We start from the raw sequence: 18,049 nt of genomic DNA on the forward strand, positions 1-18,049 counted from the left end.
GGGCCTGCTTGACACGATTACTTCCTGGAGTGACCTGTGAGCGAAAACTCGTGCTTCTTTTCTGAAACGCTCCAGAGCCGTGACCCGGTCATTGCATCGGAGATCGCGCTCGAATTGCGCCGGCAGCAAACGCAGATCGAATTGATCGCTTCCGAAAACATCGTTTCGGCCGCAGTGATGGAAGCGCAAGGAACGGTGCTGACCAACAAGTACGCCGAGGGCTACCCATCGAAGCGCTACTACGGCGGCTGCGAGCACGTGGACCGGATCGAGGCGCTCGCCATCGATCGCGTGAAGGCGCTGTTCGATGCCGAATATGCCAACGTCCAGCCGCATTCCGGCGCACAGGCGAACGGCACGGTCATGCTCGCGCTGGTCAAGCCGGGCGACACGGTCATGGGCATGTCGCTCGACGCCGGCGGCCACCTCACGCACGGCGCGCGGCCGGCGCTCTCGGGCAAGTGGTTCAACGCCGTGCAATATGGCGTGAGCCCGCAGACGTACAGGATCGACTACGACGCCGTGCGGCGCCTCGCAATGGAGCACCGGCCGAAGCTCATCATCGCGGGGTATTCGGCCTATCCGCGGGCACTCGACTTTGCGGCTTTCCGTGACATCGCGGACAGCGTGGGCGCGATGCTGATGGTAGACATGGCGCATATCGCGGGCATCGTCGCGGCCGGCCGCCACGAGAACCCGATCAAGTACGCTGATGTAGTGACGTCCACCACGCACAAGACGCTTCGTGGCCCGCGTGGCGGCTTCATCCTCACCAACAACGGCGACATCGCGAAGAAGATCAATTCCGCTGTTTTCCCCGGCTTGCAGGGCGGCCCGCTCATGCATGTCATCGCGGGCAAGGCGGTGGCGTTTGGCGAAGCGCTGCGTCCGGAGTTCTCGGGCTATATCGATCGCGTGCTGCGTAACGCCGAGGCGCTGGGCACCGTCCTGCAAGCGGGCGGTCTTTCCCTCGTCACGGGCGGGACCGACAACCACCTGCTGCTCGTCGATCTGCGTTCCAGACACATTACGGGGACACAGGCGGAGAAGGCGCTCGAACGCGCGGGCATCACCTGCAACAAGAACGGCATTCCGTTCGACACCGAAAATCCGACCGTGACCTCCGGCATCCGGCTTGGCACACCGGCGGGTACGACGCGCGGATTCGGCACCGCTCAGTTCGAGCAGATCGGCGAAATGATCCTCGAGGTGCTGGCGGGACTCGCGCGCGAGCCCGGCGGCGACGACCACGTCGAGCGCGCGGTGCGTAGCCGTGTGCGGGATCTGTGCAACCAGTTTCCGGTTTACGCGCCCGCGGATGCCATGGCGTAAGCCACGCGCCGACTCGGCGAGTGCACGGAAGTTCAGATTATCTGTTTGAAGATCGAATGAAGAGAGGAATCCAAATGAGCTTCGAGGGCGTACATACTCCGCTGGTCACACCGTTCAAGGAAAACGGTGAAATCGATCATGCCTTGCTCGGCAAGCACGCAGCGAATCTCGCGGGCCGCGTGTCGGGACTCGGGATCGGCGGCACCACGGGCGAATACTACGCGTTGAGTTTCGAGGAACGCGTGAAGACATTCAACACCGTTGCCGAGGCGGCCGGTGGAAAGACGTATCTGACCGCGGGCATCAATGCGACGACGACGAAGGAAGTGATTCGCCTGGGGCTGGAGGCGAAGCGCGCGGGGCTGTCGTCGCTGCTGGTCGCCGCGCCGTACTATGCCCAGCCGACGCAGGAGGAATTGCTCAGCCACATGCTGAAGGTCGACGACGCGCTCGACATGCCGATCATGCTGTACAACTTTCCGGCTCGCACGGGGACTGAAATTAGCGACGGCGTGCTGGCAACGCTGCTCGAGCGGCCGAACTTCATCGCCATGAAGGAAAGCACGGGCGATATTTCGCATTTGCACCACCTCGTCACGCACTTCAAGGACCGTCTCGTGCTCAGTTGCGGCATGGACGACCAGGCGCTCGAATTCTTCGCGTGGGGTGCGAAGAGCTGGGTGGGCGGCGCCTCCAACTTCCTGCCCGAAGCCCATACGGCACTCTTCGATGCGTGCGTCAAGCAAAACGATTTCGTTCTCGGCCGCAAGCTGATGGCGCAATTGCTACCGGTGCTCGAACTGCTCGAACGCAGCGGTAAATTCATCCAGTACGTCCGCTACGGTTGCGAACTGGTGGGGCTGCCCGTCGGCGCCGCGCGTGCGCCGCTTGGCGCGCTGTCGGAAGCGGAGCGCAGTGCGTTTGCGCAGCTCGTGCAACCGCTGATTCGCAACGCCCAGTAACAACAGCCGGCAACGACAGAACATGGTCTCGAATCTGGAATTCGCACGGTTTCCCGCGCCCGATGGCGTGAACGGATGGTGGGAGAGTCTGCCGCCCGCGGCGCCGGCCCGCAGCGTGTCGTCCGATCATCGATACGACTGGGTCGTGGTCGGCGGCGGCATTACCGGGCTATGCGCCGCCCGGCGGCTTGCCGAACTCGCGCCCGATGCGTCGATCGCGCTCGTCGAGGCCGATCGCATTGGACGCACGACGGCTGGGCGCAATTCCGGATTCTTCGTCGATTTGCCGCACGACATCAGCAGCGAAAGCTATTCGCGCAGCGTGGCGGAGGACAAGGCCGACGTGCGATTCCAGCGGCACGGCATCGACTACGTACGCTCAATCGTTCGCGAGCACGGCATCGATTGCGATTGGCGCGATGAAGGCAAGTTCCACGCGTCGGTCAACAGGAAGGGGCTCGACGCGCTCACGCATTTTGCGCAGGGCTTGTCGCGTATCGACGAAGCATTCGAATGGCTCGATCAAGCCGCCATTCGCGCGGTGACGGGTACGGACTTTTATCAAGGCGCGCTGTTCACACCGGGTTGCAGCACGGTGCAGCCAGCGGCGCTCATGCGCGGCCTGGCGGCCACGCAGCCTCCCAACGTCACGGTCTTCGAGCAGAGCGCGGTGGCCGGAATCGAACATCGCAGGAACGAGAAAGTCCTGCGCTTCGCCGGCGGAAAGATCGTCGCCAAACAGGTGATTCTCTGCACGAACGCTTACGCGGCGACGTTCGGCATGCATCCCAACGGCCTGCTGCCGGTCTACACGTTCGCATCGATGACTCGCGTCCTGAATGCGAAAGAGGTTGAAAGACTGGGCGGAACGCCGTCGTGGTCGCTGATTCCCGCCGACCCGATGGGCACGACCGTGCGCCGTCTCGCGACGAACCGTATTTGCGTGCGCAACCATTTTGCGTTTCGGCCCGGGCTGCAGGTCTCCGATGCCGATCTCGCGAAGGCGAAAGCACTGCATCAGCGCTCGTTCGACCGCCGGTTTCCCATGCTGGAAGGCGTCGAACTCGAGTACACGTGGGGCGGTCCGCTGTGCCTCTCCGCGAACAATGGGGCGCTGTTCGGCCGCCGCGACGACGGCATCCTGGAAGCGGTGGGGTGCAATGGGCTCGGGCTGAGCAGGGGCTCCTCGTCGGGCAAGTTGATCGCCGAATACGCGCTGGGACAGACCGGTGAACTCGTGCGGCAACTTCTGAACCAGCCGCATCCGCGCTCACTGCCGGTCCGGCCGATCGTGGACATGGCAGTGTCGGCGACGATCTGGGCGAAGGAAATGTCGGCTGGGGCCGAACTTTAATCTAACCAAGGACACGAGATGACGACGCATCAGGAATGGAAGCACAAAGCCGCGGAATTGCCGCTCGACGGCCGCGCATTGATGGCTGGCGAGCGGTGCCGGGCGGCGTCGGGCGAAACGTTCGCCACGCTCAATCCGACCTCGGGCCAGGTACTGGCGCAGGTGGCGAAATGCGGTGACAAGGATGTCGACCGCGCGGTCGCGGCCGCACGCAGTGCGTTCGAATCCGGCGTGTGGTCGAAGGCAGCGCCGGCTCATCGCAAGGCCGTTCTGCTTCGCCTCGCGCAATTGATCGACGAGCATGCGGACGAATTGGCCCTGCTCGAAGCGCTCGAAGCGGGCAAGCCGATCGGCGAATGCCTCGGGCTCGATATTCCCGAATCGGCGGCTTGTATTCGCTGGCACGCGGAGGTGACCGACAAGCGCTACGACGCCCTTTCGCCTTCGGGCGCGGAGGTGGTCAGCATGATTACGCGCGAACCGATTGGCGTGGTGGGCGCCGTGCTGCCGTGGAATTTCCCGGCGCTGATGCTGGCGTGGAAGATCGGGCCGGCCTTGTCGGTCGGCAATAGCGTGATCGTCAAGCCCGCGGAGCAGACGTCGCTTTCGACCTTGCGCATTGCCGATCTCGCTTTGGAAGCGGGCGTGCCAGCGGGTGTGTTCAGCGTCGTCACCGGCTTTGGCGAGACCGCGGGACAGGCGTTGGGCCGCCATGCCGATGTCGACCTCGTTGCGTTCACCGGCTCGACCGAAACCGGCAAGCGCTTTCTGCACTATTCCGCGGATACCAACCTCAAACGCGTGGTGCTCGAATGCGGCGGCAAGAACCCGCAGGTGATCCTTCCCGATGTCGCGAATCTCGATGCGGTCGCCGAACAGGCCGTCGCCGCGGCGTTCTGGAACATGGGCGAAAACTGCAGCGCGGGCTCGCGCATTCTCGTTCCTTCGAGCAAGCGTGCGGAACTGGTCGCGAAAATGCAGGCGGTGCTCGTGGGCTGGAAGACGGGTGATCCGCTCGACCCCGACGTGAAACTCGGCGCGCTGATCGAGCAGAAGCACTACGAGAAGGTGCTCGCGCACATCGAGAAGGCGAAGGCGCAGGGCGCGCGCGTGGTTTGCGGGGGACGCGCCGCCCTGACCGAGACTGGCGGATGGTTCGTCGAGCCCACGATCTTCGATCAGGTCACGCCCGACATGGCCATCGCACAGGAAGAGGTGTTCGGGCCGGTCGTGTGCGTGATCGAATACGAAGACGTGGAGGACGCCATCCGGATCGCGAACGACACGTGCTACGGGCTGGCGGCATCGTTGTGGACGGATAACGTGAACAGCGCACACAAGGTCGCTGCGCGCATCCGCGCGGGCACCGTCACGGTAAACTGCTTCGGCGAGGGCGACCTTTCGACGCCATTCGGCGGCTTCAAGCAATCGGGGTTTGGCGGGCGCGATAAATCTGTCTACGCCCACGATCAGTATTGCGAGTTGAAGACCACCTGGTTGAAGCTCGCTTGAACCGGTTGCGGCAAAAAAATGCGCACGGGCCGAGCGCGCTTGGCTCGCCTGAATTGCGCGTTGGGTGAGGCCGTCGAAATCGAGGAAGAAACGCCAGCTCAACGCAATTTCGGCCGCCGTTCGGTGCTGTCGGCGCGATGTAAGCCTCAAGGCGCAGCCGGGGGGCGTCACCGCACTATATTGGACCCTTATACTGGATCGCCTCACTTGCCAGCGGGCAGACGGGCTCGCAAACTCATCTCATTCGAATCCCTTTATGGTTCGTGGCGTGCAAGTCGCTCCCCGCCATCCCCGGCCCGGCCGGGCGAGCGACACTTCGATGCGCCCTGCGAGCAGCGTGTAGAGAGTGCAATCCATGTTGAAGAAGCAGCTATTCGCAGACCGACTCCTCGCCCAGATGCCCTCGCTGCGCGCACTCAGATGTTTCGTGACAGCGGCCAGATACGAGAGCTTCACTCAGGCGGCCGAAGTGCTGTGCGTGACGCAGGCCGCAATCAGCAGACAAATCAAGGAGCTCGAAGACTCGCTCGATGTCGCGCTGTTCGAGCGCACCGGACGCCATATCGCGCTGACCGATGCCGGCCGCATTCTGTACAACGCGTCGTATCTCTCCATCATGAATATCGCCGAGGCGGCGGAGGCGGTGCGCCGTACGGACAGGCACGCGTTGACCCTTTGTGTTTCGCACACCTTTTCGGCGTTGTGGTTGTCGTCGCGTCTGCCCGCGTTTCGCGCGCGATATCCGGACATCCGGCTGCATGTGATGGTCACCGAGCACTTCATGGAGCTGGACGAGCTCATGGAGCCGGACATCATCATCACGAAGAATCCGCCGCGCGAGCCGGAATACGAGGTCGAACCGTTGTTTCATGACGTGGTGTATCCGGTCTGCAGCCCGACGTTTTACGACCGGCATTTTCGCGGCAAGAAGCTCAAGCCGCTCGACCTGCTATCGCACCCCACCTTGAATCTCTCGTTGCTAGGGCGTGCCCAGGTTTGCGAGCACGTGGATTGGCGAGTGTGGCGCAACTGGTTCCAGCAGGGCGACGGCACGGACGCACTGGCGGACAACAGGCATCTGGAGAGCAACGACTATCGGCTTCTCGTCGCGCAGGCGGAGGCCGGCGAAGGGACGCTGCTTGGCTGGCATCATCTCGTTCATCGTCAGGTCGAGCAGGGGCGTCTGATGCGGCCTGTTCCCGATGCGCTCGTCTTCAAGGACCGCCACCACTATTTGATCACGCACCGCAACGCGCGGCCTCGCACCGAGTATCTGCAGTTCCGGAACTGGCTGAGCGAAGAAGCCGGCGCCATGATGCACGACTGGCTCGATGCCGGTGTTGCCGTTGCGAGCCAGTGAGCAACGGGCAGCGCGCTTTCCACCATATCGGTTGTCTGGATGGCATTGAAACAGGCGGTCCCCATGGTTCATCACTCGATCGATAGCGAACCCGCGGCGGCGATGCGGCTGCGCTTCGGGATCGTCCTGTTGCCCAACTTCACGTTGACGGCGTTCTCGGGCTTCGTCGACCTGCTCAGGCTTGCGAGCGATGAAGGCGACATGAGCAGGCCGGTGCGGTGCTCGTGGACCATCGTCGGCGAAACTCTCGTTCCGGTTCGGGCCAGTTGTGGAATCCAGATCACACCGTGGACAACATTCGATGAGGCCGAGCGATTCGACTATGTGGTGATCGTTGGCGGGCTGTTGCATTCGGGGCCGCCGGCCAGCGACGCGACACTCGCCTTCATTCGCGCCATGGCCGATACGCCCGCCACGCTCGTCGGACTCTGCACGGGTGCGTTCGCGCTCGCACGGGCCGGTGTGATGAGCGGATACCGGATTTGCGTGAGCTGGTTCCACTACTGGGATTTCGTCGAGCGGTTCCCGCACGTCGACGAGCGCGATCTCGTTGCCGACCGGCTCTTCGTGATCGATAGAAGGCGCATTACGTGTTCCGGCGGCCGTGCGTCGATCGACGTCGCCGCGGCTATCCTGCTGCGCCACGTCGAGGCCACGATCGTCCGCAAGGCGCTGCGCATCCTGCTCGTGGACGATGCGCAGAAAGGCAACGCGCCGCAGCCGCATCCCCCGGGGCTCGAGCCCGCTACGCATCCCAAGGTCCGGCGCGCCATTCTGCTGATGGAGCAGCACGTAGGCCAGCCGCTGAGTCTGCCGGACATGGCCCACCGGCTCGATGTTTCGGTCCGCCAGCTCGAACGCCTCTTCACGACGGAAACCGGCAAGTCGCCGGGCGCGTACGCGAGACAGATCCGCATTCGCATGGCGTCGTGGCTGTTGACGAGTTCGGACCGCACAGTCGCCGATATTGCTTCGTCATGCGGCTTTTCCGATGCCTCGCATCTCGGCCGCGAGTTCCGCAAGGAGTTTGGCGCGTCGCCCAACGAATATCGCTCGACGAGACTGCCCCATGCCGATGCGGTATTGGGCGGCACGACCGAGCCGGACATGCCGCCGCCGGACGAATATGTCGATCTACCCGTTGCGCAACTGCCCAGCGCAGCCGAATAGATCGCGCTAGCGGCACGGCGTCACGCGAGCGCTTTCGCGTGGAAGGCCATGTGTTCGCCGATGAAGCTGGCGATGAAGTAATAGCTGTGGTCGTAGCCTTCGCGCAGATTGAGCTGCAGTGGATATCCTGCTTTTTCGCAAGCCGCCTGCAGCAGTTGCGGACGGAGCTGCGTGTCCAGGAAATCGTCGGCATCGCCCTGATCCACGAGCAGCGGCAACTGTTCGCTCACGCTTTTGCCCCCGCTTTTGCCCCCGTTGGCGACCAGCGCCACGGCGTCATATTGCTTCCATGCCTCGCGATCATCGCCGAGGTAGGCGGCGAGCGCCTTCTCTCCCCACGGCACCTGGCTGGGCGCGACGATCGGCGAGAACGCCGATACGCTGCGGTAGCGGCCCGGATTGCGCAGCGCAACGACCAGCGCGCCGTGGCCGCCCATCGAGTGCCCGCTGATCGAGCGCGCGTCGCTGGCCGGGAATCCGCCTTCGATGAGCGTGGGCAGTTCGGAGACCACGTAGTCGTACATGCGGAAATGCCTGGCCCACGGATCCCGCGTGGCGTTCACGTAGAAGCCCGCGCCCTGGCCGAGATCGTAGTCGGGGGAATCGGGCACCGTGTCGCCGCGCGGACTGGTGTCCGGCGCGACCACGATGATGCCGTGCTCCGCCGCGTAGCGCTGCGCGCCCGCCTTGGTGATGAAGTTCTGCTCGGTGCAGGTCAGTCCCGAAAGCCAGTACAGCACCGGACATTGCTGCCCGCGCAATGCGGCCTCGGGCAGATAGATGCCGAACTTCATTTCGCCGCCGACGACGGAAGAGGCATGTTTCCAGACCTCCTGGCTTCCGCCGTGGCTCGCGTGCCGTTCGATTCGTTCCATAAGGATCAGGCCTCGCGGTAGTTCGGTTTCAGTAATGAACGACGCTGCGGATCGATTTGCCCTCGTGCATCAAGTCGAAGGCCTCGTTGATGCCTGTGAGCGGCATCGTGTGAGTGACGAACGGCGCGAGCTGGATCTTGCCCTCCATCGCGTCTTCGACCATACCCGGCAGTTGCGAGCGGCCCTTCACACCGCCGAAGGCCGTGCCCAGCCAGCGCCGGCCGGTCACGAGCTGGAACGGGCGCGTGGAAATTTCCTGTCCCGCGCCAGCCACGCCGATGATCACCGATTGCCCCCAGCCGCGATGTGCGCATTCGAGTGCCGCACGCATCACGTTCACGTTGCCGATACATTCGAAGCTGTGGTCCACGCCCCAGCCCGTCATGTCGACGATCACCTGCTGGATGGGCTTTTCGTGATCGTTGGGGTTGACGCAGTCCGTGGCGCCGAAGGCCCGCGCGAGGTCGAACTTGCCCGGGTTGGTGTCGACGGCGATGATGCGGCCCGCCTTGGCGAGCTTCGCGCCCTGGATCACGGCGAGGCCGATGCCGCCCAGACCGAACACGGCGACGGTATCGCCTTCCTGGACCTTGGCGGTGTTCTTCACCGCGCCCAGACCCGTCGTCACACCGCAGCCCAGCAGGCACACCTGCTCGGGATTGGCCTGCGGGTTGATTTTCGCGAGCGACACTTCCGCCACCACGGTGTACTCGCTGAACGTGGAGCAGCCCATGTAGTGATAAATGGGCTGGCCGTTGTAGCTGAAACGGGTCGTGCCGTCGGGCATCACACCCTTGCCCTGGGTGGCGCGCACGGACACGCACAGATTGGTCTTGCCGCTCTTGCAGAACAGACACTCGCCGCATTCCGCGGTGTAGAGCGGGATCACGTGATCGCCGGGCTTTACGCTCGTCACGCCTTCACCTACTTCCACGACGATCCCGGCGCCCTCGTGGCCGAGCACGGCGGGGAAGAGGCCTTCGGGGTCGTCGCCCGAGAGCGTGAAGGCATCGGTATGGCAAACGCCGGTATGCGTGATCTTCACCAGCACCTCGCCCTTGCGGGGCGGTTCGACGTCGATCTCGACGATCTCGAGGGGCTTACCCGGCGCAAACGCAACAGCAGCACGCGATTTCATGGCAGTCCTGTTAAAAAGCGGGCGAACCCGCGGTGAGCTAGCGTAAATAGGTTCGGACGAGTGTCACGACATCTTCGATCGATCCCGGCGAGTCCTCCGATCCCGCGAGGTGGGTGAACTCTTCGCGCAAATGGCTTTCGAGCACCCCGGCCATTACGCCGTTGATCGCGCCGCGGATAGCCGCGAGCTGCTGGAGCACGGGCGCGCAGTCGGCACCTTCCTCCAGCGCGCGCTCGAGCGCGTCCAGCTGGCCGCGAACCTTGCGCACGCGCGTGAGCACGCGTTTTTTTTCTTCGGGGGAATGAGGCATGACGGCATCGATTCATGGATACTGCCCGGCAGTATAGGCGAATACTGGCTGGGAGTATAGGTTTGCAGCGCTCCGAAAGCGCGATGCCAGGTGAATATCGGGGCTGTTCCCTCGGTGCATGCGGCGCATAATGACCCCATGTTGGTCCCTGGCCGCGACGAGGTTGTATGCGCTGCACAAACTGCGGATTCGAGAATCTCTCCGGGGCTGGAGTCTGCGGGGCGTGCGGTGCCCGGTTGGCTCGCATGTGTCCCCGCTGCGGAAGCGAGGTCGCCGTGGCCGCCCGATTTTGCAGCGAGTGCGGGGCTTCGCTCGCCGAGGCGCAGCAGGCGCCGCGATCCATGCCGGAGCCGCCGCCCGCGCCGGTCCATTACACGCCGCATCATCTTGCCGAGCGCATCCGTGCCGAGCACGTCGCCATGGAAGCGCGAGGCGAGACCGCCGGCGAGCGCAAGACCATCACGGCCCTGTTCGCGGACATGGCCGGCTCCACGACCTTGATCCATGGCCTCGATCCTGAAGAGGCTCACCACCTCATCGAGCCCGTCGTCGCGCTGATGATGGAAGCGGTCCACTATTACGAGGGCTACGTCGCAAAGTCGCTCGGCGACGGCATCCTCGCGCTCTTTGGTGCACCGATCGCCCACGAAGATCATCCGCAGCGCGCGCTCTTCGCGGCGCTAAGGATGCAACAGGCAATGCGCAGGCATGGCGATCGCATTCGCCTTGAAAAAGGCATTCCGCTGCAGATTCGCGTGGGCGTTCACACCGGCGAGGTGGTCGTGCGCTCGATTCGCACCGACGATCTGCACACCGACTATGACCCCGTCGGCCATACGATTCACATCGCGTCGCGGATGGAGGGCATCGCCATGCCTACGTCGATCCTGGCGAGCGAGTCGACTCATAAACTGGCCGAGGGCTATTTCGAGTTCAAGGCGCTGGGGGCCGCCCAGGTCAAGGGCATCCCCGAGCCACTTCCGGTGTACGAGGTGCTCGGCCCGGGTGCGCTGCGCACGCGTTTGCAGCTGGCGGCGCACCGCGGCCTTGCGCGGTTCGTCGGCCGGGAAGCCGAAATGGCGCACCTGAACCGGGCGCTGGAAGCGGCGCGTGCAGGGCACGGGCAAGTCGTCGGGGTGGTCGGCGAAGCGGGCGTCGGTAAGTCGCGGCTCTTTCACGAGTTCAAGGAGCGTTCGCGGCGAGGCTGTCTGGTGCTGGAAACGTTTTCCGTCTCGCACGGCAAGGCGTTTGCCAACTTGCCGCTGATCGAGCTCATGAAGAGCTATTTTCAGATCACGGCCCGGGACGATGAGCGGCGCTGCCGTGAAAAAGTCGTCGGCAAGGTGTTGACGCTCGAGCGCGGTTTCGAGGACTTCGTGCCCTACCTGCTGTATCTGCTTGGCACGGGCGAGTCCGCTCCCGCGCTGGCGGACATGGATCCCAGGGTGCGGCGCGACCGGACGTTCGACGCCATTGCGCAGCTCTTGAGGCGTGAGAGCCGCGACCAGCCGATCGAACTGCTGTTCGAAGACCTGCAATGGCTGGACCGTGAGACAGAGGCGTTCCTCGTCTACCTTGTCGAGCGCGTGCCGGGCTCCCGTATCCTGCTGCTCGTGAACTATCGGCCCGAGTATCGACCTGCCTGGGATTGCAGCCAGTTGCGGCTCGAAGCGCTCGGTCCGCGAGAAGCCCAGGGACTCCTGACTGCTTTGCTGGGCGACGATCCCTCGCTCCTGCCGCTCAAGCAGCGCATCCTCGAAAAGACCGAGGGCAATCCGTTCTTCATGGAAGAAGTGGTGCAGACGCTCGCCGAAGAGCGCTCCGTGCTCGGCGAGCCAGGGCGCTACCGGATCGGACGGACACCCGCCGAGCTGCACATCCCGACCACGGTGCAAGGCGTGCTCGCCGCACGTATCGACCGGCTTGCGCGTGCGGAGAAGGAGTTGCTGCAAACGCTCGCGGTCATCGGCAAGGAGTTTCCGTTCAGCTTGATCCAGCGTATCTGCGGAGGCCAGCTCGCCCGCACCGACGACGATCTGCGCGAACTGCTCGCCCACCTGGAAGCCGCGGAGTTCATTTATGAGCGGCCCGCTTTTCCGGAGGTCGAGTATTCGTTCAAACACGCGCTGACGCAGGAAGTGGCGGGCCACTCGCTGCTCACGGAGCGGCGCAGCGCGTTGCACGAACGCACGGCGAAGGCCATCGAGGCGCTGTTCCCCACGCGCATCGCGGACTACTGCAGCGAGCTGGCGCATCACTACAGCCTGAGCGGCAATATTCCCAAGGCGGTGGAATACCTGCACCGCGCCGGGCAGCAGGCGCTCAGGCATGCCGCCCATCCGGATGCGATGCATCACCTCGGCGCGGCACTGGGACTGCTGGACCGGTTGCCCGATACGCCTGCGCGAGCGTCACACGAGTTGGCGCTGCTGCTTTCGCTCGGGCCGGCCCTGATGGACGTGCGCGGCTATGGCGCGCCGGAGGTGGGCGCGACCTATACGCGGGCACGGGAGTTGTGCGAGCAGCTCGGTCAGACGTCGCAACGTTTCTCGACGCTGCTCGGTTTGAGAATCCACAACATGACGCGCGCGCAGTACGCTGCCGCGCACGAACTGGCCGAGCAGATGCTTCGCATGGCGAAGGAGGCAAACGATACCGATTGGCTCCTGGAAGCACACGGCGCACTCGGTGTATGCGGATTCCTCGAGGGCGAGCTGGCCGATGCCGTCACGCACCTGGAACTCGCACGCGGCCTTTACGATGCCGAGCGGCATCAGGCCCATGTCTTCGCTCATGGCGTGGACCCCGGCATTCGGGCCTTGAACTTTCTGGCGCTGGTCCTGTGGCTCCAGGGCTACCCCGATCAGGCGCAGCAACGCAGCGTGGAGGCCCTGGCGCTCGCGCAAAAGCTCGCCTACGGGCCAACGCTCGCATTCGCGCTGGCTTATGCCGCCGAGCTGCATCAGTTTCGAGGCGAAGCTGGGCTGGTGCGGGAACGCGCGGAGGCCGTCATCACCGTTGCGAGCGAGCAGGCGCTGCCTTACTGGCTCCCTTGGGGAAACATATTGTGGGGCTGGGCGCTCAGCGAGCTGTTAAGTCCGCAGGACGGCATTGCGCCGTTGCGCGAGGGCCTGAGTACCGAACAATCCGCTGGCGGTGCGGAACATCGCTCGTACTTCTTGACCCTGTTTGCCGAGTGCCAGTGGAAGGCCGGCGACGCGGAGGGCGGCCTGCGCACGATCGAGGAGGCCATGGCTTTCGTGGCGACGACCGGCGAGCGTTTCTACGAGGCCGAAGTGCATCGTGTGAAGGGAGCCATTCTCCTAGGCGCATCGGGTGACGGCGGGCGCACACACGCGTGCAGCGACGAGGCACAAGCGTGTTTTCTCAAGGCGATTGCGGTGGCGCGCGCTCAGGGCGCGAGGTCGCTGGAGCTACGCGCGGCGTCGAGCCTCGCCCGCTTGTGGCAGCGCGCAGGAAAGACAGGCGAGGCGAGGCAAGTGTTGTCCGAGGTTTTTGACACGTTCACGGAGGGTTTCGATACCCGCGACGTGCGAGAGGCAAGGGAATTGCTCGACGCGCTCGCGTCGAGCGGCGCGTGAGCGATCTATGATGGTTGCGAATAACGGCTGTCCGGTTGACTGTCGCGCCCGCCCGCTGTGGAAGCGGAGCGGCCGGGGAGGCGCCCTATGGTGACGACGCAAACAAGGCAAGCAAAGCGAGACGACTCAGCAGCGCCACGGCAGATCGCGCTGGCTTTGCAGGGCGGCGGCATGCACGGCGCGTTCACATGGGGCGTGCTCGACCGGTTGCTCGAAGACCGGCGGCTCGCCATCGAAGGCGTGAGCGCGACCAGTGCCGGCGCAATGAACGCCGCGGTGCTCGCATATGGGCTCATGAAGGGAGGCGAGGCGGGGGCGCGCCAGGCGCTGCACGACTTCTGGCATGCGGTGGCAGAGTCGGCCGAGCGCTACAACCCGTTTCGCTGGGCACCGTGGCTCAAGGGCTCGCACAGCTTCGGACTCGATCATTCACCGCTCTATGCGTTCGCGGACATGTTGCTGCGCGTGTTTTCGCCGTACCAGTTCAATCCGCACAACCTCAATCCGCTGCGTGAAGTGCTCGAAAGTCAGGTCGACTTCGCCGCGCTGCGCAACGCGTGCCCGATCCTGCTGTACTTGTGCGCGACCAATGTCGAGACAGGGAAGATACGCATCTTCACGGGCGAAGACGTCTGCGCGGACGCCGTGCTCGCCTCCGCATGCGTGCCCACGCTGTTCCAGGCAGTGACGATCGCAGGCGAGCACTACTGGGATGGCGGCTATATGGGCAATCCGGCCATCTATCCGCTGATCTACCACTGTGAAACGCGCGACGTGGTGATCGTGCATATCAACCCGCTCGTGCGCAAGGGCGTGCCGGTCACGGCAGCCGAAATTCTGAATCGCATCAACGAAATCAGCTTCAACTCGTCGCTAATGCGCGAAATGCGCGCGGTGGCGTTCGTCACCGATCTGATCCAGCAAGGCAAGATCGCACGAGAAGAGATGAAGGAAATGCTGATCCATTCGATCCGCTCCGACGACGCGATGTGCGCGCTCAGCGTATCGAGCAAGTACAACGCGGACTGGGGGTTCCTGTGCGAACTGCGCGACAACGGCCGAAGGGAGGCCGACGCGTGGCTCGACCAGCATTACGCCGATATCGGTGAGCGTTCGAGCATCGACATTCGAAAGGAATTTCTGTGAGCATCGCGCCGCTGGCGGCATCGGTCAGCCGGCGGCGCGCGCAGTGCGCAAAGGAGCAGCGATGACCCGCACGCAGGGACGCTTCGTCGAGCTATGGTCGCGCAACGGGGGAGTGCGCGCCGAAGCCGTCTTTGCGGATCTGGCGCGCTGTTATGGGGAACCGGTTCGCCACTATCACACGTTGCGTCACGTTCGCCGCTGCCTGCGCTACTTCGATCTGGCGCGCGATGTCATTCCCCAACCGGATCGGGTGGAGCTTGCGCTGTGGTGCCACGACGTGATCTATGTTCCGGGTGCGCGAGACAACGAGGCGCGCAGCGCCGACTGGTTCCGCCGCTGGGCCGACGATCGCATCGCGTTGGGTGAGCTTGTCTGTGAAATGATCCTCGCGACCCGGCACACGCGCGCGCCGGACGAACTCGACGCGCGCTTCGCGTGCGACATCGATCTCGCGATGCTCGGCGCGCCGCGCCGCCAGTTCCGCGAGAACGGCGTGCGCCTGCGCGCCGAGCGCCCCGACCTCGACGACAGTGCCTATGACCTGCACGAAAGGATGCTCCTGGGGCGCCTGCTTGCCCGGCCGCGAATCTATCTCACCGACTATTTCCTTGATCGATGCGAGGCGCGTGCGCGCCGGAATCTATCGTGGCGGCTCGGGTTGCAGACGCCACGATAACCGAGCCCACACTCATAGTCCTTTGCTGCTGTCAGGCCATGCAAGCTTCATTCGCGCGCGCCTAGAACATGTGCTTGATGCCAACCATTACGCCGGTCTGACCCATTCCCGCGCCCGGCGTCGTGCCACCGCCGCCGCCGCTCACCGAATAGCGGGCCTTCGTGCTGTTCGCGAGATACGCAGCCTGCGCATAGACCGACGACCGCTTGCTGAGCAGGTAGGTCGTGCGCAGCGTGCCCATCGTGGCGCGCGTGTCGTGGTCGGAATTGATGATGCGGAACACCTCGCCATCGAGGATGAAAGCGGGCGTGAACGAGTACGAAGCGCCCATGAAGAAGAGGTCGGAGCGCACGTTGGGAACCGCCGGCGACTCCGTGACCACGCGGCGACCAATCCAGCCCGCGCCGATCTTGGCGCCCGCGTATTGCCCGTAGGCGCTCAGCTGTGTGCGCGCGTCCTTGTCGGCGGCGCTGGTGAGGGGGATGGGCGCCACGCCGTCGAAGAAGTTGGCGGCTGCCGTCGCGCCGCCGCGCTCTTCTTCGTACGAAGCCGCCGCCCCGAAGTACTGCGAATCGTACTTGAGCATGACCGACCAGTCGCGGCATTCGGTGGCGTGCCCCGGCACGGAACCCGCACAGGTGCCTTGCCCCGGCGAGTTGCCGGTGCCCGCTGCATCGCGGCCGAACGAGTAGCCCGCGCCGAGCGTGAAGCCCTTGTACGAACCGATGTAAGTGACGGCGTTGTCGGTGCGCGCGTTGGGCACGTAGGCGTCGAGCGAGCCCATGCCGTAGATGTCGGGCCCGATGATGTCCGCGCCCTGCACCGCGAGATACGTCATGGTGTACTGGCGGCCGAACGCGAGCGTGCCATAAGGGCTCTTGATGCCGACGAACGCCTGGCGCCCGAAGAGTCGTCCGCCCTGGCCCGAACTGCCGTCGCGCACGTTAAAGCCGCTTTCGAGCGTGAACACCGCGCTGTAGCCGGCGCCCAGGTCTTCGTTGCCGCGCAGCCCCCAGCGCGACGGAAATTCGCCGGTCACGGCCGGCATGCGAAACACGTGATCGCCCTTGGCATTGGCGTGCGAGACGAATTCGATGCCAGTGTCCACGATGCCGTACAGCGTTACGCTCGATTGCGCGAAAGCTCCGGTGCTCAACGCGCACAGCGCGCCGCACATGAGGACGTAAGTCGACTTCGATTGCATGGTGTTATCTCCAAACCTGTTGTGTGTTTTGTTTTGAACCGCAACGACGTAGCGTGGGATGCGCGCGCTCAGTCGTTCGCGCGCGGCCGGCGCAGCAGCATCAGCGCAGCGATGGCGGCGACGAGCGTGACCGGAATGCTGGCGCCGATCACCGTGGAGCCGCTGCGTCCCATGGCCAGCAACTGTCCCGCGGCGAGCGGCCCGATTACGGAGCCGAGGCGGCCGACTGCCACGGCTGCGCCTACGCCCGTGCCGCGCATGTTGGTGGGATAAAACGCGGCGGAAAGCGCGTAGAGCACCGATTGCCCGCCGGCCACGAACATGCCCGCGCAGAATGCCGACACGATGAGCGAGCCGAGGCCCGTCGCGCCCGACAGTCCGGCAAGCGACGCGATGATGCCGATATACATGCCAGCCACCACGACGCTGCCGCGCAAACGGTCCATCAGCATGCCGATGAAGAGCGCGCCAAGACCCCCGCCGATATTGAAGAAGGTCTGTACGAGGCCAATGTCGCCACGGCCCAGGCCCCGCGCGGCCATCAGCGAAGGCAACCAGTTGAGGAGGAAATAGAGGACGATGAGCGTGCAGAAGTAGCTGATCCAGATCTGCAGCGTCGAGAGCCTGCGATTCGCGCCGAACAGAACCTCGCCGACGGGTGCGGGCGTGAGCGTTGCACCGGTTGCCGCCGAGCGAAATGCTTTGGATTCCGGAAGAAACGACATAAGAAGCGGGATCATGATGATCGGTCCGACGCCGCCGACATAGAAAATATGTCGCCATTCGGTGTCGCCCACACTGAACATGCCGATGAGCGAAGCGATGACGCCGCCGAACGGAATGCCGCAATACATCACGCTTACCGCGGTGTTGCGCGCCTTCGGCGAAACGGCCTCGGACGACAGCGCGATCAGGTTCGGCAACGCGCCGCCGAGGCCGATGCCGGTCAGCACGCGCACCAGCACCAGCATGCTGAAGCTGCTGACGAGTGCGGTGGCGATGGAAAGCACCCCGAAAACAGCCGCGGAGAGAATCAGCACGCGCTTGCGCCCAATACGGTCGGCGAGCCGGCCGCCGAACAGCGCGCCCGGCAGCAGGCCGAACGTGCCGGCGCTGAACGCGAGTCCCATCTGCGATACGGAGAGGCCGAACTCGCGCGCCATGCGCGGTGCGGCGACGCCCACGGACTGCAGATCGAGTCCCTCGAGCAGAGCCACCGCAAAACAAAGGGCCAAGGTCGTGGCGATGCCGCTACCCGCTACGGGTTGCTTTGCCACGTCGTCTCCTGATAGTGCCGTTCTCGTCGATCTCATGTCTAACGCCTGGTGGTAGTTTTGATTCTGGAAGTCACGCTCGGTGTCGCAAACCCGAACTGCTATCTCAATATCAGGGAGCCTGATATTGAGGG

General features: G+C 64.2%; 14 protein-coding genes. 9 read left to right on the forward strand and 5 right to left on the reverse strand.

Annotated elements, in window-relative coordinates; genetic code table 11:
- Positions 1 to 36 precede the first annotated feature (36 nt).
- The 6 genes from glyA (at position 37) to BMI01S_RS17315 (ending at position 7,690) form a co-directional block, all read left to right on the forward strand.
- On the forward strand, positions 37 to 1,332 hold the full coding sequence (gene glyA / locus BMI01S_RS17290) for a serine hydroxymethyltransferase (protein WP_028231205.1): 1,296 nt from the start codon (positions 37 to 39) through the stop codon (positions 1,330 to 1,332).
- 74 nt (positions 1,333 to 1,406) lie between these two features.
- On the forward strand, positions 1,407 to 2,294 hold the full coding sequence (locus BMI01S_RS17295) for a dihydrodipicolinate synthase family protein (protein ID WP_028212353.1): 888 nt from the start codon (positions 1,407 to 1,409) through the stop codon (positions 2,292 to 2,294).
- A gap of 22 nt (positions 2,295 to 2,316) precedes the next feature.
- Complete coding sequence (locus BMI01S_RS17300) at positions 2,317 to 3,648, forward strand: NAD(P)/FAD-dependent oxidoreductase (protein WP_028231206.1); 1,332 nt, start codon at positions 2,317 to 2,319, stop codon at positions 3,646 to 3,648.
- An 18-nt stretch (positions 3,649 to 3,666) separates the two neighbouring features.
- On the forward strand, positions 3,667 to 5,160 hold the full coding sequence (locus BMI01S_RS17305) for an aldehyde dehydrogenase (protein ID WP_028231207.1): 1,494 nt from the start codon (positions 3,667 to 3,669) through the stop codon (positions 5,158 to 5,160).
- Between the two features lie 355 nt (positions 5,161 to 5,515).
- Positions 5,516 to 6,520 (forward strand): LysR substrate-binding domain-containing protein, encoded by a 1,005-nt coding sequence (locus BMI01S_RS17310; protein WP_028231208.1) that lies wholly within the window; start codon positions 5,516 to 5,518, stop codon positions 6,518 to 6,520.
- A 63-nt stretch (positions 6,521 to 6,583) separates the two neighbouring features.
- On the forward strand, positions 6,584 to 7,690 hold the full coding sequence (locus tag BMI01S_RS17315) for a GlxA family transcriptional regulator (RefSeq protein WP_081723428.1): 1,107 nt from the start codon (positions 6,584 to 6,586) through the stop codon (positions 7,688 to 7,690).
- Between the two features lie 20 nt (positions 7,691 to 7,710).
- On the opposite strand, the gene fghA is transcribed toward BMI01S_RS17315, so the two are convergent.
- The 3 genes from fghA to frmR are packed head-to-tail and all read right to left on the reverse strand — an operon-like array spanning position 7,711 to position 10,013.
- Positions 7,711 to 8,565, reverse strand: a complete 855-nt coding sequence (gene fghA / locus BMI01S_RS17320) for an S-formylglutathione hydrolase (RefSeq protein WP_028231209.1) — start codon at positions 8,563 to 8,565, stop codon at positions 7,711 to 7,713.
- A gap of 28 nt (positions 8,566 to 8,593) precedes the next feature.
- Positions 8,594 to 9,703 (reverse strand): S-(hydroxymethyl)glutathione dehydrogenase/class III alcohol dehydrogenase, encoded by a 1,110-nt coding sequence (locus BMI01S_RS17325; protein ID WP_028212358.1) that lies wholly within the window; start codon positions 9,701 to 9,703, stop codon positions 8,594 to 8,596.
- Between the two features lie 37 nt (positions 9,704 to 9,740).
- Complete coding sequence (gene frmR, locus BMI01S_RS17330) at positions 9,741 to 10,013, reverse strand: formaldehyde-responsive transcriptional repressor FrmR (RefSeq protein WP_028212359.1); 273 nt, start codon at positions 10,011 to 10,013, stop codon at positions 9,741 to 9,743.
- 167 nt (positions 10,014 to 10,180) lie between these two features.
- Here frmR and BMI01S_RS17335 point away from each other — a divergent pair, with 167 nt between their 5' ends.
- The 3 genes from BMI01S_RS17335 to BMI01S_RS17345 all read left to right on the forward strand — a co-directional run bounded on the left by BMI01S_RS17335 (position 10,181) and on the right by BMI01S_RS17345 (position 15,437).
- A complete protein-coding gene (locus BMI01S_RS17335) occupies positions 10,181 to 13,615 on the forward strand; it encodes an adenylate/guanylate cyclase domain-containing protein (RefSeq protein WP_036045136.1) in 3,435 nt (1,144 codons plus the stop codon).
- A gap of 87 nt (positions 13,616 to 13,702) precedes the next feature.
- Positions 13,703 to 14,761 carry a patatin-like phospholipase family protein gene (locus BMI01S_RS17340; protein ID WP_028231211.1) on the forward strand — a complete coding sequence of 353 codons (1,059 nt, stop codon included), beginning with the start codon at positions 13,703 to 13,705 and terminating at the stop codon, positions 14,759 to 14,761.
- A gap of 61 nt (positions 14,762 to 14,822) precedes the next feature.
- Positions 14,823 to 15,437, forward strand: a complete 615-nt coding sequence (locus BMI01S_RS17345; RefSeq protein WP_028231212.1) for an HD domain-containing protein — start codon at positions 14,823 to 14,825, stop codon at positions 15,435 to 15,437.
- Between the two features lie 61 nt (positions 15,438 to 15,498).
- Here BMI01S_RS17345 and BMI01S_RS17350 read toward each other — a convergent pair whose 3' ends face one another.
- Positions 15,499 to 16,641: a porin gene (locus BMI01S_RS17350; RefSeq protein WP_028212363.1), complete on the reverse strand. Its 1,143-nt coding sequence runs from the start codon at positions 16,639 to 16,641 to the stop codon at positions 15,499 to 15,501.
- 68 nt (positions 16,642 to 16,709) lie between these two features.
- On the reverse strand, positions 16,710 to 17,954 hold the full coding sequence (gene mhpT / locus BMI01S_RS17355) for a 3-(3-hydroxy-phenyl)propionate transporter MhpT (RefSeq protein WP_028231213.1): 1,245 nt from the start codon (positions 17,952 to 17,954) through the stop codon (positions 16,710 to 16,712).
- Positions 17,955 to 18,049 lie beyond the last annotated feature (95 nt).

Source organism: Paraburkholderia mimosarum LMG 23256 = NBRC 106338 (assembly GCF_000739815.1).
Taxonomy (GTDB): Bacteria; Pseudomonadota; Gammaproteobacteria; order Burkholderiales; family Burkholderiaceae; genus Paraburkholderia; species Paraburkholderia mimosarum.